Below are 13,308 nucleotides of genomic sequence, written 5' to 3'. Positions count from 1 at the left end.
CAGGCACGCCTAGCGTGGGCGGTGGAGGGATCCCGATGGACGTACCTGCAGGTCGCGACGGCGCGGTCACCGGGTGGCGCGACCTCCTCGGCGCCGACCCGCTGCCGTGGCTGCTCTCGTCGCCGGAGCCGTGCGCCCGCTGGGCTGCGCTGACCGGCCTGACCGACGCGGGGCCGGACGAGGAGGACGTACGCCGCGCGCACCGCGACGTGGTCGCCGACCCGCTCACCCGCTCGCTCGTGGCGCGGCTGCCCGACTGGACCGTGGACCAGCACCTGTCGGGCCACCAGAGCCCGGCGTTCGCACCGCACCTCCTCGGGCTGCTGGCCGACATGGGCGTGGCCGCGGGCGACTTCGCCGAGGTCGAGTCGCTGCTCGACGCGATGCTGGAGCACCAGGAGCCATCGGGCCGCTTCGCCTCCTTCGGCACGGCGGCACCGGGCTCGGCCCCCGTGTGGGGTGCCCTGCTCTGCGACACCCACCCGGTGCTGGACGTGCTGGTCCGGTTCGGCCGCGGGGAGGACGAGCGGGTCCGGGCGGCCCTCGCCCGGTCGGCGGCCGACCTCGCCGACACCGCGCAGGGGCGCGCGTGGCCGTGCGTGCCGCACCCGGTGACGGGGTGGCGCGGACCCGGACGCCGCGACGCCGTGTGCCCGATGGCGACCCTGCAGGCGCTGCGGGTCTTCTCCCGCCTCCGGCCCGCCGACTGGCCCGACGGGGTGCTGGACGCGGCCCGGGTGGTCCTGCGCGCGTGGGCCGAGCGAGGGTCGGAGAAGCCCTACCAGTTCGGGCACGGGGTCCAGTTCAAGACGGTGAAGTGGCCGCCGACCTGGTACGGCGCCCTCGGCGTCGTGGACACCGTGGGGCGGTTCCCCGAGCTCTGGCGGGACGACCCCTCCGGCTGGGAGGCGCAGGCGCTGGCGGAGGTCACCGCCTGCCTGCTGGCGTACAACGTCTCCGCCGACGGCACCGTGACGCCGCGGTCGACCTACTGGGGGTTCGAGACCCACTCCTTCGGCCAGAAGCGGCTGCGCTCCCCGTTCGCGACCGCCGTGCTGCTCACGGCCGTACGACGGGTCGACGACCTGGCCGCGGCCGTGGCGCGCGTCGACGTGCGCGCGTTGGGCAGCTCGAAGGGCGGGTCCGGGCAGCCGGTGGCGCCTCGGGTGCGCTGACCGGGGCCGTTCAGGGCTCCAGGCAGCCCGGCGTCGAGTCGCCCGGTCCGTCCGGGTCCAGGGTGCTTCCAGCCGCATCGCGCAGCACCACCCGGTCCACCGTCGCGAACTGCTTGAGGGTGGGCAGCACCTCGCCGGCGATGCTCACCGTCGATCCGCCACTGCTGCAGCGGCCCGTGAGGCGCAGGTCGGCGACGCCACCGGAGACGGTGAGGTCGTCGTAGCCCGTGGCGCCGGAGCGCAGCAGCCGCAGGCCACGGGCCCGCTCCCCCGGCAGCGGCCCCGCGAACAGCCGGTCGAGCACGCCGGTCGCGGGAGAGCCGGGCCGCACCAGCCGCCGGACCGGGACGAAGAACGGCTCACGGTTGTCGACGAAGCGGTCGCGGTGGAAGAACCACACCTTGCGCTCGACGGTCGGGAAGCCCGCCCCCACCTCGACCACCACGCGCGGCGGAGCCTGCAGGGTCGTCACCCGCACGCGGGTCCGCTTCGCCAGCCCGATGCCGTACGTCGTGACGGCCTCGAAGTCGCCCGAGCGCACGGCCGTCAGCACGTTGGGCAGCGGGAACGCCACCCGGCGCGGCGCGGCGGTCGGTGCGCCGGCGTCGGTGTGGGCCTGGGCGCGCTCGAAGCGCACCCGCAGGAGCGCCTGGCCCGCGACGTGCACCCGGCGACCCGAGCCGTCGGCGAACAGGCGGTCGACGAACTCCACCTGCCGGTCGGCCGGCAGGCCGCCGCGGAACTCGAACACGACGCGGTCGACGTCGCCGACGTGCCGGGCCCGCACGGCGACCAGCAGCGGGTTGGACGGGGCCACACGCCCGGCCTCGGGCGCGGCGTGGCTGCTCGGCGTGCCGACGGCCAGCGGTGCCAGCGCGACCGCCAGCAGCGAGCACAACACACGACGAACCCTCATGACGTACCTCCCGGTGCAGACCCTTCTCCGACGCTAGAACGTCCGCCCCCGCGCGGGAAGGGCCCTCCGGCAGGACGCTAGGAAGTCCCGGCACCCGTCCGCGCGCCGAGGGAGCGGCTCCTCCCCCGGAACTCTGCGATGACGGTGTCGCCGGCCCGCACCGTGACGTCGTACAGGCCCGACCGGCCGCGCAGCGCGACCTCTTGCGCGTGGGCCTTCAGGACCTGGCCCAGCCGGGCCGGCTCGAGGAGGTCGATGGTGAACCCGGCCGCGACGGTGACCGGTCCGTGCGAGTTGCAGGCCAGCGCGAAGGCCGAGTCGGCGAGGCTGGCGATCAGGCCGCCGTGGCAGAGGTCGTGGCCGTTGACCATGTCGTCGCGCACGCGCATCGACACCACCGCACTGCCCTCGCCGAGGTCCTCCAGGCGCATCCCGAGCGCCGCGCTGGCCGCGTCGGCCGCCCACATCGCCCGGGCGGCCGCGAACGGGTCAGGCATCGAAGTCGACCGTGACGGCCGGGCTCACCGGGAAGGTCTGGCAGGTGAGCACGAACTGCTGCTCCACCTCGTCGGGCTCGAGGGCGTAGTTGCGCACCATCTCGACCTCGCCGTCGGTCACCTTCGCGCGACAGGTGCCGCACACACCGCCCTTGCAGGCGAACGGCAGGTCGCTGCGCACGGCCTGGGCGGAGTCGAGCAACGTCGTGTCGCGCGGCATCGGCGTGGTCGTCGTACGTCCGTCGAGCACCACGGTGACGTCGCTCGTGACGCCGTCGACCACGCGGTCGGCATGGCGCAGTGTCGGCGGCGGCTCGTCGACGAAGAACAGCTCGAAGTGGATCTTCTCCTTCGGCACCCCGAGCTCCTCGAGCACCGTGCGGGCGTCCTGGATCAGGCCGAGGGGGCCGCAGAGCCAGACGTGGTCGATCGAGGCCAGCGGCACCTTGACCGGCAGCAGGCGGCGCAGCCGGTCGGCGTCGAGCCGACCGGAGAACAGCTCGACGTCGCGGGGCTCGCGCGAGAGCACGTGGACGAGGTCGAAGCGCGGGCCGTGGAGATTCTTCAGGTCGCTGAGCTCCTCGGCGAACATCACCGAGGTGGTCTCGCGGTTGCCGTAGAGCATCGTCACCGAGCTGTCGGGGTTGGCCAGCACGGACGCGGCGATCGAGAGCATCGGGGTGATGCCGGAGCCGGCCGCGATGCACAGGTGCCGCCCGGCCAGCGACGGGTCCGCACGGAAGCTGCCCGACGGCTCGGCGACCTCGACCGTCTCGCCGGGGCTCACCTGGTGGATCAGCCAGGACGAGAACAGGCCGCCCGGGATCTCGCGGACGCCGATGCGAGGCGCCGCGCCGGCGGGGGCGCAGATGGAGTACGTCCGGCGGTGCTCGACGCCGTCGACGACCCGGCGGAGGGTGAGCGACTCCCCCGGCTCGAAGGCGAACAGCTCGCGCAGGTCGTCGGGCACGTCGAAGGTGACCGCCGCCGAGTCGTCGGTGAGCGGCTCGATGTCGCGGACCTTGAGCCGGTGGAACCCCTGGACCATCAGATCTCCTTGACGTGGTCGAAGGGCTCGAGGCAGGAGGTGCAGCGGTACTGCGCCTTGCAGGCGGTCGAGCCGAACTCCGAGACCAGCTCGGTGGCGGGCGAGTCGCACTGCGGGCACCGCACCTGGCGGGCCGTCGGCAGCAGGGTGAGCGGGATCGGGCCGTCGTGGGACGGCGCCGGGCCCGGGGGCGAGATGCCGGCAGCGGCGAGCGCGGCCCGGCCGGCCGGGGTGATCCAGTCGGTCGTCCACGCGGGGTCGAGGCTGACCCGCACCTCGACCCGGTCGAACCCGGCACCGCTGAGCTCGCGCACCAGGTCGTCGCGCATCGCCGCCATGGCCGGGCAGCCGGAGTAGGTCGGGGTGATGTCGACGACCACGTGGGAGTCGCCTACGACGTCGACGTCGCGCAGCACCCCCAGGTCGGCGAGCGTCAGCATCGGCAGCTCGGGGTCGGTGACCCGCTCGGCCACCGCCCGCGCGCGCTCGGTCACCCGCTGACTCATCAGCCTCACCACTGGCCCCTCGGGTGGGCACGCGCGACCGACTGCATCTCGGCCAGCATCCGGCTCAGCGGCTCACCGTGCATGCCGTCGCGGCCGGTCCGGCCGAGCACCCCGGCGCGCCGGGGAGCCTCCGACCTCGGCACGTCGGCAGCGGCCAGGACCTGGTCGAGCGTGGCCTCCGCGGCCTCGCGGACAGAGGCGGGGTCGACGCCGACCCCGGCCGCAGCGGCGGCCGCCTCGACCGGGTGGGTGTCGAAGAGCTCGGGCCACAGCGGCCAGAGGGAGTCGAGCGCGGCCACCAGCCGGGACCGCGACTCGTCGGTGCCCTGCGCGAGGGTGACGAACCAGCGCGCGGCGTAGTCGCGGTGGTAGGCCAGCTCCTTGACGCCCTTGGCCGCGACGGCCGCGAGCACGTGGTCGCGGCTGGTGCGCAGCCGCTCGAAGGTTGCGAGCCGCCAGATGGAGAACAGCAGCACCCGCACGGTCGCCTCGGCGAAGTCGCCGTTGACGACCTCCGCGAACCGCACGTTGCGGAACTGGTGTGCCTCGCGGAAGAACGCCAGCGCGTCCTCGGGCGGCGCCGGTGAGCCCTCCGGAAGCGCCGGCACGACCGAGTCGTCGGCCTTCGCGGCCCGCGCCAGCAGCAGCCGGGCCTGGCCGAGCAGGTCGAGGGCGATGTTGGACAGCGCGATGTCGTCCTCGAGGTCGGGCGCGTTGCTGGTCCACTCCGAGATCCGGTGCGACATCACCAGCGCGTCGTCGCCCAGCATCAGGGCGTACGCCGCCAGCGCGGGCGCGTCGACGCCCTCGGGGATGGTCGTGTCGACGCCAGCGAGGGGGTCCTCGAAGTCGGTGCCGAAGGCCCAGTGGGCGTCGTTGACGAGCAGGCCCGAGTAGGCGCTCTCGTGCTCGTCCTCTTCCGTCGTGTGCACGTGGTCGTTCATCACATATGTGGGACGTTGTCGGGGATGTCGTAGAAGGTCGGGTGCCGGTAGACCTTGTCGCCGCTCGGGGCGAACATCGGGTCCTTCTCGTCCGGGCTCGAGGCCGTGATCGCGTCGGCGCGGACCACCCAGATGCTCACGCCCTCGTTGCGGCGCGTGTAGACGTCGCGCGCGTGCAGCAGCGCCATCCGGTCGTCGGCCGCGTGCAGCGACCCGACGTGGACGTGGTTGAGGCCGCGCTTGCCGCGCACGAAGACCTCGTAGAGGGGCCACTCGGGCTGGAGGTCGCTCATGCCGGCGCCCCCTGCCTCGCGGCGTACGCCGTCGCGGCCTCGCGCACCCAGGCGCCGTCCTCGTGGGCACGGCGGCGGTGGGCCATCCGCTGCGCGTTGCAGGGGCCGTTGCCCTTCACGCCCTCCATGAACTCCTCCCAGTCGGGCGAGCCGAAGTCGTAGTGGCCGCGCTCCTCGTTCCACCGCAGCTCGGGGTCGGGGAAGGTCACGCCGCACGCCTCGGCCTGCGGGACGGACATGTCGACGAACTTCTGGCGCAGCTCGTCGTTGGTGTTGCGCTTGATGCCCCACGCCATCGACTGCGCGGTGTTGGGCGAGTCGGCGTCGGGCGGGCCGAACATCATCAGCGCGGGCCACCAGAACCGGTCGACCGACTCCTGCACCATCGCGCGCTGCTCGTCGGTGCCGCGCATCATCGTGGTCAGCAGCTCGTAGCCCTGGCGCTGGTGGAAGGACTCCTCCTTGCAGACCCGGATCATCGCCCGGCCGTAGGGGCCGTAGGAGGTGCGGCACAGCGGCACCTGGTTGCAGATCGCGGCACCGTCGACCAGCCACCCGATGGTGCCGACGTCGGCGTAGGACAGGGTCGGGTAGTTGAAGATCGAGGAGTACTTCTGCCGGCCCGAGATCAGCAGCTCGGTGAGCTCCGCGCGGGAGACGCCGAGCGTCTCGGCGGCGGAGTAGAGGTACAGCCCGTGACCGGCCTCGTCCTGCACCTTCGCGAGCAGGATCGCCTTGCGGCGCAAGCTCGGGGCGCGGGTGATCCAGTTGCCCTCCGGCTGCATGCCGATGATCTCGCTGTGCGCGTGCTGGGCGATCTGGCGCACCAGGGTCTTGCGGTAGCCCTCCGGCATCCAGTCGCGCGGCTCGATGCGGTCGTTGCGCGCGATCGTCGCCTCGAAGTAGGCCTGGAGCGCCTCCTCCGCGTGCGAGTCGGGCGCGGTCTCCGTCAGCGTCATGGGCAGCCCTCCACCAGATTTACTGACCGATCGGTCTGGTATTAGTGTGTCACCAGTCACTCTGGCACGCAAACAGCCGCTCGATCCACCAGCTCGACTCCTAGGGAGACCACCGTGACCCGTCTGCTCGAGAGCTACGCCGCCGGCCGCTGGTACGCCGCCTCCGCCGAGGGTGACCCGCTGCTCGACGCGGCCACCGGCGAGGAGGTCGCGCTGATCTCCAGCGCCGGCCTCGACATCGGCGCGATGACCCACCACGCCCGCACCGTGGGCGGCCCCGCGATCCGCGAGCTGACCTTCCACGAGCGCGCGCTGCTGCTCAAGGAGCTGGCCACGCACCTGACCGGGCTCAAGGACGAGCTCTACGCCCTCTCGCTGCGCACCGGCGCCACGCGGCGCGACTCGATGATCGACATCGACGGCGGCTTCGGCACGATGTTCAGCTTCTCCTCCAAGGGCCGCCGCGAGCTGCCCAACGACACGGTGGTGTGCGACGGCGACCTCGAGCAGCTCGGCCGCACCGGGGTCTTCCTGGGCCAGCACGTCTACACCTCGCGGCCCGGCGTCGCGGTCCAGATCAACGCCTTCAACTTCCCCGTGTGGGGCATGCTCGAGAAGCTCGCGCCGGCCTTCATCGCCGGGCTCCCCTCGATCGTCAAGCCCGCCAGCCAGACGGCGTACCTCACCGAGCTCGTGGTCCGCCGCATCGTCGAGTCGGGCATCCTGCCCGAGGGCTCGCTCCAGCTGCTGTCCGGCTCGGCCGGCGACCTGCTCGACCACCTCGGCGTCCAGGACTCGGTGGCGTTCACGGGGTCGGCGCACACCGCGGGCATCCTGCGCCAGCACCCGTCCGTCCTCCACGGGGGCGTCGCGCTCCAGGTCGAGGCCGACTCGCTCAACTGCTCCGTGCTCGGTCCCGACGTCACGTCGGGCGACCCCGAGTGGGACCTGTTCGTCAAGGGCGTCGTCACCGAGATGACCGCCAAGGCCGGTCAGAAGTGCACCGCCATCCGCCGGGTCATCGTCCCGGCGGCCGTCGCCGACGAGGTGACCGACGCGATCGCCGCGAAGCTGGCGACCATCACCGTCGGCGACCCCGGCGACGAGTCCGTGCGGATGGGCCCGCTGGCCTCGCTCGGCCAGCGCGAGGAGGTCCGCAAGGCCGTCGAGGCGCTGCGCTCCTCCGCCGACGTCGTCCTCGGCGACCCGACCGCGACGACCGGCTTCGCCGGTGACGGCGAGCGTGGCGCCTTCATGGCGCCGGTCCTGCTCAAGGCCCGCGCCGGTGCGGTGGAGCCGCACGACGTCGAGCCCTTCGGCCCCGTGTCGACGGTGATGTCCTACGACTCCCTCGACGAGGCCGTCGCCCTGGCCGCGCGGGGCAAGGGCTCGCTCGCCGGCTCGGTGGTGACCCACGACCCCGGCGTCGCCCGCACCCTCGTGCTGGGCCTCGCGCCCTGGCACGGCCGCATCCTCGTGCTCGACCGCGACGACGCGCCGGAGAACACCGGCCACGGCTCCCCGCTGCCCATGCTGGTCCACGGCGGTCCCGGCCGGGCCGGCGGCGGCGAGGAGCTCGGCGGCGTGCGCGGGGTGCTGCACCACATGCAGCGCTCGGCGATCCAGGCCTCCCCCGACATGCTCACCGCGATCACCGGCCGCTGGACCCGCGGCTCGCAGCGCACGGTGACGCCCGAGCACCCGTTCCGCCGCTCGCTCGCCACGCTGGAGGTCGGCGACACGATCGCCTCCGAGCCGCGGGTGATCTCGCTGGAGGACATCGACCACTTCTCCGAGTTCACCGGCGACACCTTCTACGCGCACACCGACCCCGAGGCGGCCGCGCAGAACCCGCTCTTCGGCGGCATCGTCGCCCACGGCTACCTCATCGTGTCGATGGCGGCCGGGCTCTTCGTCGACCCGGCCCCCGGCCCGGTGCTGGCCAACTTCGGCGTCGACAACCTCCGCTTCCTCACCCCGGTCAAGGCCGGCGACTCGATCCGGGTGACCCTGACGGTCAAGCAGATCACCCCGCGCTCCTCGGCCGACTACGGCGAGGTCCGGTGGGACGCGCTGGTGACCAACGGCGACGACGAGCCGGTGGCGACGTACGACGTGCTGACTCTGGTGGCGAAGGAGTCCTGAGCACTACCTTCTGCGCATGACACCAGCCGCGCAGCGCGTCGTCGGGATCGTCGTCCTGCTCGTCCTCGGCGGCCTGGTGTGGCCGCTCACCGCGTTTTTCTTCGACGACGAGGGCTCGGAGAACTGGATCATCCCGCTCGGCCTGCTCGCCGCGATGGTGATCGGGGCGGCGGTGACGATCGCGCTCCCGGCACTGGCCAGGCACGGAGCCTCGAGCGGGCGCCGCGCCCTGACCGGAGCGTGGTGGGGCCTGCTGGCGTCCTTCGCCGGCATCGTCGTCTTCTGGTTCCTGCTCAACGGCTTCAGCGGCGCCTGAGGGGCTGACCCGCCGGCCCTTGCGGGCGGCGGTACGGTGCGGCCATGGCCGAGAAGAAGCGCTGGTCCGACATGACCCCCACCCAGAAGAAGGTCGTGGTGGCCGCCGGCATCGCGGAGGTCGCCCTCACGACCTGGTGCCTGCGTGACCTCAAGCGGCGACCCACCGAGCTGGTCCGCGGCCCGAAGGCCCTCTGGGCGCCGGCGCTGTCCGTGCAGCCGGTCGGCCCGATCGCCTACCTGGTCTGGGGCCGGAGGCGCTGAGCCCGGGGACCCTCGACCCGGGTCCTCGGGACCACTGCCCCTGACGCCGGGCCGCCCCTCGCCGCACGCTGGTGGGGAGGAGGCGAGCGACATGAGGCGCACGACCGTCGCGGCCGTGGCCGTGGCTGCCCTGGTGGGCGTGGGAGCAGGGGCCGCGGTGACGGCGTACGACGGCTCGGACGGGCACCGCCCGATGGCGTCGGCCGGCTGGCACGACGGTCACCAGGGCATCGGCCCGGGCTCCGGGATGGGCCGCGGGATGGGGCAGCACGCCTCCGTCGCGAGCGAGAAGGAGTTCCTGGCCGAGATGGTGGCCCACCACCAGGAGGCGATCCGCGCCGCGCGGGAGCTGGCGCGGTCCGACCGCGCGGACCTGCGCGACTTCGGCGAGCGGATCGTCGCCGACCAGTCCGCTCAGGTCGACCGGATGGAGGGCTGGCTCGACGACTGGTACGCCGATGGCGCCGGGGACGTCGACTACGAGCCGATGATGAGGGACCTGTCCGGGCTGACCGGCGACCGCCTCGACCGGACCTTCCTCGAGGACATGGTGTGGCACCACATGGCCGCGGTGATGATGGCGCAGCACCTCCTCGTCTCGGGCCTGGTCGAGCACGACGAGGTGGCCGCCCTCGCCCGCGACATCCGTGACGACCAGCGTGCCGAGATCCGGCAGATGCGCCGCTGGCTGGCGGACTGGTTCGCCTGATCCGCTGGTCTGGAGCACGAGGCGCTCGGGCCCTGCGCGCTCGTACGCTTTGCCATGGCCCACGCGCAGCTCACCCGGATGGCGACGCTGTCGCTCGGCGTGCTCTACGTCGCCGCCGGGCTCACGGAGCCGGCGCGGGCCGTCTCGTCCGACGACGGCGGGCGCGCGTTCTGGGTCGGCACGCTGGTCGGCGGTGGCGCGCTCGTGCTCGGCGGCCTCGCCCTGACCGGGCGGCAGCCGCACGTGGGCCGGGGCCTGGTGTGCGTCGGCAGCCTAGTGGGCATCCTCGCCACGACGTGGACCGTCGTGGTGCCGGTGCTCGCGGTGGCCGTGGTGTTCCTGACCCTCCGCGAGACGCTGGCGACCTGACGCTGCGGCTCAGCCGCTGTAGGGCACCTCGCTGCGCCACTGCGACTCGTCGGTGGTGACGGCGTCCCAGAGCGCGTCGGCGACCCGGTCGGGCGTGAACGCGCCCTCGCGCGACAAGGTGCCGCGCACCGTCACCGACACGGCGCGGATGCCGTCGGCGGCCAGGGTCTTGTCGATGCTGTGCACGAGGTTGCGCACCCCCGCCTTCTGGACGCCCAGCGACGCCGCGCCCTCCCACGGCTGGTCCGCGGCCATGCTGCCGGTGACGCTGACGCGGCCGCCGGAGGACATGAACGGGCGCGCGGCCTGCAGCACCGTCAGCAGGGCGCCCACACCGAGCGCGACGTCCTCGAGCAGCTCGGACACGGTCAGCGACAGCGGGTCCTTCTCGCGGAAGGCGCTGGGGTTGAAGTGCAGGACGTCGATGCGGCCGGTGTGCTCGCCCATGCGTCGTACGGCGTCGCGCGCAGCCACCTCGTCGGTGACGTCGACCACCGCGTGGCCGACGGCGGCGCCGCGGGCCTCGAGGTCACGGACCAGGTCGTCGAGCACGTCCTGGTCCTGGCCCACCAGCCCGACGTCGTACCCCTCGTCGGCGAACCTGCGCGCCACCGAGCCACTCACACCGGGTCCGGCACCGACAACGACGATGACTGGTCTGCTCATGGGACGTTCCTACCGGACTCGCGGCGTCAGCGCGACGACCTGTTGTCGGGCTCCGGGGGGTTGTGCCGCGGCGCGGCGTTCGGGCCCTGGGTGCCCTCCTGGGTCTCGCCGGACTCGCCGTCCGGCTGCGCGGCGACGGAGTCACCGGGGCTGATCGGGGTGGGCTCGTCGCCCTCGGGGGCGAGCTCGGAGACCTGGCCCTCCTGCTCCTGCTCGCCGGGCGTGTCGTGGTCGTGCGTCATGCGGACCTCCTCGTGGGGTGGGCAGGCCTCCACGCAACCACCGTCGGTGCCGGCGGCGGCTCACCTGCGCGGGTGGTGGCCGGGGTCCGGCGGCTGGCTACGGTCGGGGGATGACTCGCTTCGGATACACCCTGATGACCGAGCAGAGCGGACCGCGGGAGCTGGTGGGGTACGCCGTCGCCGCCGAGCGGACCGGATTCGACTTCGAGGTGATGAGCGACCACTTCTCGCCGTGGCTCACCGAGCAGGGGCACGCGCCCTACGCGTGGACCACGCTCGGTGCCGTCGCGCACGCCACCGAGCGCGTCGGCCTGATGACCTACGTGACCTGCCCGACGCTGCGCTACCACCCGGCCGTGGTCGCGCAGAAGGCGGCGACCCTCCAGATCCTCGCCGAGGGGCGTTTCACCCTCGGCCTCGGCAGCGGCGAGAACCTCAACGAGCACGTGGTCGGCGAGGGCTGGCCGGCGATCGCGGAGCGCCAGGAGCTGCTCGCGGAGGCCATCGAGGTGATCCGTGCGCTGCACACGGGTGATCTGGTCGACCACCGCGGCGACTTCTTCCAGGTCGACTCCGCACGCATCTGGGACCTGCCCGACGAGGGCGTCGACATCGGCGTCGCCGTGGCCGGCGAGCGGGCGATCGAGACGTTCGCGACGCTGGCGGACCACTGCATCGCGGTCGAGCCGAAGGCCGACATCATCGAGGACTGGAACGACGTCGACGGGGCGCCGCGCATCGGCACGGACGCGCGGGCGATCGGACAGATCCCGATCTGCTGGGACCCCGACGAGGACACCGCCGTGGCCCGGGCGCACGAGCAGTTCCGCTGGTTCGGCGGCGGCTGGTCGGTCAACGCCGACCTGCCCACGCCGGCCGGCTTCGCCGGCGCGACGACGTACGTCCGGCCCGAGGACGTGGCCGACTCCATCCCCTGCGGTCCCGACCTCGACAAGATCGTGGACTCGGTGTCGGCCTACTGGCAGGCCGGCTTCACCGACGTGGCGCTCGTGCAGATCGGCGACGAGGGTCAGCAGCGCTTCCTCGACGAAGCTGCCGGCCCGCTGCTGGAGAAGCTGCGGGCGGCCGCCCCATGAGTGGTCAACGCCAGCCGAGGTCCGGCGCGACGGCGGTGAGCACCGACTCGAGGATGTGCGCGTTGTAGTCCACGCCAAGCTGGTTGGGCACGGTGAGCAGGAGCGTGTCGGCGGCTGCGATGGCCTCGTCGTCGGCGAGCTCCTTGACCAGCACCTCGGGCTCGGCGGCGTACGTCCTGCCGAAGACCGCACGCAGGTTGGCCTCGATCTGGCCGAACTGGTCGGAGCTCGAACCATCGTGGCCGAAGTACATCCGGTCGAGGTCGGTGGTGATCGGCATGATCGAGCGGCTGACCGAGACCCGGGGCTCGCCCTCGTGTCCGGCGGCGCGCCAGGCCTCGCGGAAGACCTCGATCTGCTTGCGCTGCTGGACGTGGAACGGCTCGCCGGTCTCGTCGGCCTTGAGCGTTGAGCTCATCAGGTGCATCCCCTTCTCGGCGGCCCAGCGCGCGGTCGCGTCGGACGCGGCGCCCCACCAGATGCGCTCGCGCAGGCCCTCGGAGTGCGGCTCGACGCGCAACAGGCCCGGCGGGTTGGGGAACATCGGCCGCGGGCTGGGCTGGGCGAAGCCCTCGCCCTCGAGCACCTGCAGGAAGACCTCGGTGTGACGGCGCGCCATGTCGGCCTGGTCCTCGCCCTCGGCGGGCTGGTAGCCGAAGTAGCGCCAGCCGTCGACGACCTGCTCCGGTGATCCCCGGCTGATGCCGAGCTGGAGCCGGCCCCCGGAGATGAGGTCGGCGCCGCCGGCGTCCTCGGCCATGTAGAGCGGGTTCTCGTAGCGCATGTCGATCACGCCCGTGCCGATCTCGATCCGGCTGGTGCGGGCGCCGACCGCGGCGAGCAGCGGGAACGGCGAGGCCAGCTGGCGCGCGAAGTGGTGCACCCGGAAGTACGCGCCGTCGGCACCGAGCTCCTCGGCCGCGACGGCGAGGTCGATCGACTGGAGCAGGGTGTCGGACGCGGTCCGCACGGCCGACTGCGGCGAGTCGGTCCAGTGGCCGAAGTTCAGGAACCCGATCTTCTTCATGACTGGTTCAACGCTCAACCACTCGGGTTGTTCCCGACGGTCTCGCGCCGGGGTAGTCCACGTGGCAGTTTGTGTGGGGTGCCCACCCCGACCAACCACAACACCAAACGGACAACAACTACAGCCGGCACCCCCC

At 72.8% G+C, this 13,308-nt stretch carries 17 protein-coding genes; 7 read left to right on the top strand and 10 right to left on the bottom strand.

Going from position 1 to position 13,308, the window contains the following annotated elements; genetic code table 11:
* Positions 1-35: 35 nt before the first annotated feature.
* Entirely contained in the window at positions 36-1,175 is a 1,140-nt protein-coding gene (locus ACE3QY_RS09100; RefSeq protein WP_374455692.1) for a hypothetical protein, read from the top strand.
* A gap of 10 nt (positions 1,176-1,185) precedes the next feature.
* Here ACE3QY_RS09100 and ACE3QY_RS09095 read toward each other — a convergent pair whose 3' ends face one another.
* From ACE3QY_RS09095 to paaA, 7 genes are all read right to left on the bottom strand, one after another.
* Positions 1,186-2,091: a hypothetical protein gene (locus ACE3QY_RS09095; protein ID WP_374455691.1), complete on the bottom strand. Its 906-nt coding sequence runs from the start codon at positions 2,089-2,091 to the stop codon at positions 1,186-1,188.
* A gap of 77 nt (positions 2,092-2,168) precedes the next feature.
* Entirely contained in the window at positions 2,169-2,588 is a 420-nt protein-coding gene (gene paaI, locus ACE3QY_RS09090) for a hydroxyphenylacetyl-CoA thioesterase PaaI (protein WP_374455690.1), read from the bottom strand.
* Positions 2,581-3,636 carry a 1,2-phenylacetyl-CoA epoxidase subunit PaaE gene (paaE, locus tag ACE3QY_RS09085; protein WP_374455689.1) on the bottom strand — a complete coding sequence of 352 codons (1,056 nt, stop codon included), beginning with the start codon at positions 3,634-3,636 and terminating at the stop codon, positions 2,581-2,583. The genes paaI and paaE overlap by 8 nt, the downstream gene beginning before the upstream one ends.
* Positions 3,636-4,142, bottom strand: coding sequence for a 1,2-phenylacetyl-CoA epoxidase subunit PaaD (gene paaD, locus ACE3QY_RS09080; protein ID WP_374456013.1), 507 nt, complete (start codon positions 4,140-4,142; stop codon positions 3,636-3,638). The genes paaE and paaD overlap by 1 nt, the downstream gene beginning before the upstream one ends.
* A 5-nt stretch (positions 4,143-4,147) precedes the next feature.
* Positions 4,148-5,074, bottom strand: coding sequence for a 1,2-phenylacetyl-CoA epoxidase subunit PaaC (gene paaC / locus ACE3QY_RS09075; protein WP_374455688.1), 927 nt, complete (start codon positions 5,072-5,074; stop codon positions 4,148-4,150).
* A gap of 11 nt (positions 5,075-5,085) precedes the next feature.
* Positions 5,086-5,379: a 1,2-phenylacetyl-CoA epoxidase subunit PaaB gene (paaB, locus tag ACE3QY_RS09070; RefSeq protein ID WP_374455687.1), complete on the bottom strand. Its 294-nt coding sequence runs from the start codon at positions 5,377-5,379 to the stop codon at positions 5,086-5,088.
* Positions 5,376-6,338, bottom strand: a complete 963-nt coding sequence (paaA, locus tag ACE3QY_RS09065) for a 1,2-phenylacetyl-CoA epoxidase subunit PaaA (protein ID WP_374455686.1) — start codon at positions 6,336-6,338, stop codon at positions 5,376-5,378. The genes paaB and paaA overlap by 4 nt, the downstream gene beginning before the upstream one ends.
* Before the next feature lie 114 nt (positions 6,339-6,452).
* Here paaA and paaZ point away from each other — a divergent pair, with 114 nt between their 5' ends.
* The 5 genes from paaZ to ACE3QY_RS09040 all read left to right on the top strand — a co-directional run bounded on the left by paaZ (position 6,453) and on the right by ACE3QY_RS09040 (position 10,140).
* Positions 6,453-8,483: a phenylacetic acid degradation bifunctional protein PaaZ gene (paaZ, locus tag ACE3QY_RS09060; protein WP_374455685.1), complete on the top strand. Its 2,031-nt coding sequence runs from the start codon at positions 6,453-6,455 to the stop codon at positions 8,481-8,483.
* A 16-nt stretch (positions 8,484-8,499) separates the two neighbouring features.
* Positions 8,500-8,799: a hypothetical protein gene (locus tag ACE3QY_RS09055; protein ID WP_374455684.1), complete on the top strand. Its 300-nt coding sequence runs from the start codon at positions 8,500-8,502 to the stop codon at positions 8,797-8,799.
* 44 nt (positions 8,800-8,843) lie between these two features.
* On the top strand, positions 8,844-9,062 hold the full coding sequence (locus tag ACE3QY_RS09050) for a PLD nuclease N-terminal domain-containing protein (protein WP_374455683.1): 219 nt from the start codon (positions 8,844-8,846) through the stop codon (positions 9,060-9,062).
* Between the two features lie 91 nt (positions 9,063-9,153).
* On the top strand, positions 9,154-9,771 hold the full coding sequence (locus tag ACE3QY_RS09045) for a DUF305 domain-containing protein (protein WP_374455682.1): 618 nt from the start codon (positions 9,154-9,156) through the stop codon (positions 9,769-9,771).
* 54 nt (positions 9,772-9,825) lie between these two features.
* Positions 9,826-10,140, top strand: a complete 315-nt coding sequence (locus tag ACE3QY_RS09040) for a hypothetical protein (protein ID WP_374455681.1) — start codon at positions 9,826-9,828, stop codon at positions 10,138-10,140.
* Between the two features lie 9 nt (positions 10,141-10,149).
* Here ACE3QY_RS09040 and ACE3QY_RS09035 read toward each other — a convergent pair whose 3' ends face one another.
* Positions 10,150-10,806 carry an SDR family oxidoreductase gene (locus ACE3QY_RS09035; RefSeq protein ID WP_374455680.1) on the bottom strand — a complete coding sequence of 219 codons (657 nt, stop codon included), beginning with the start codon at positions 10,804-10,806 and terminating at the stop codon, positions 10,150-10,152.
* 26 nt (positions 10,807-10,832) lie between these two features.
* A complete protein-coding gene (locus tag ACE3QY_RS09030) occupies positions 10,833-11,048 on the bottom strand; it encodes a hypothetical protein (RefSeq protein WP_374455679.1) in 216 nt (71 codons plus the stop codon).
* Positions 11,049-11,158: 110 nt separating this feature from the next.
* Here ACE3QY_RS09030 and ACE3QY_RS09025 point away from each other — a divergent pair, with 110 nt between their 5' ends.
* Complete coding sequence (locus ACE3QY_RS09025; protein WP_374455678.1) at positions 11,159-12,145, top strand: LLM class F420-dependent oxidoreductase; 987 nt, start codon at positions 11,159-11,161, stop codon at positions 12,143-12,145.
* Between the two features lie 4 nt (positions 12,146-12,149).
* On the opposite strand, the gene ACE3QY_RS09020 is transcribed toward ACE3QY_RS09025, so the two are convergent.
* A complete protein-coding gene (locus ACE3QY_RS09020; protein ID WP_374455677.1) occupies positions 12,150-13,172 on the bottom strand; it encodes an LLM class flavin-dependent oxidoreductase in 1,023 nt (340 codons plus the stop codon).
* Positions 13,173-13,308: the final 136 nt, after the last annotated feature.

This window comes from Nocardioides sp. (assembly GCF_041913365.1).
Lineage (GTDB): Bacteria > Actinomycetota > Actinomycetes > Propionibacteriales > Nocardioidaceae > Nocardioides.
Note: the sequence above shows the minus strand (reverse complement) of the source record. Positions and strands in the feature narration are given on the sequence as shown.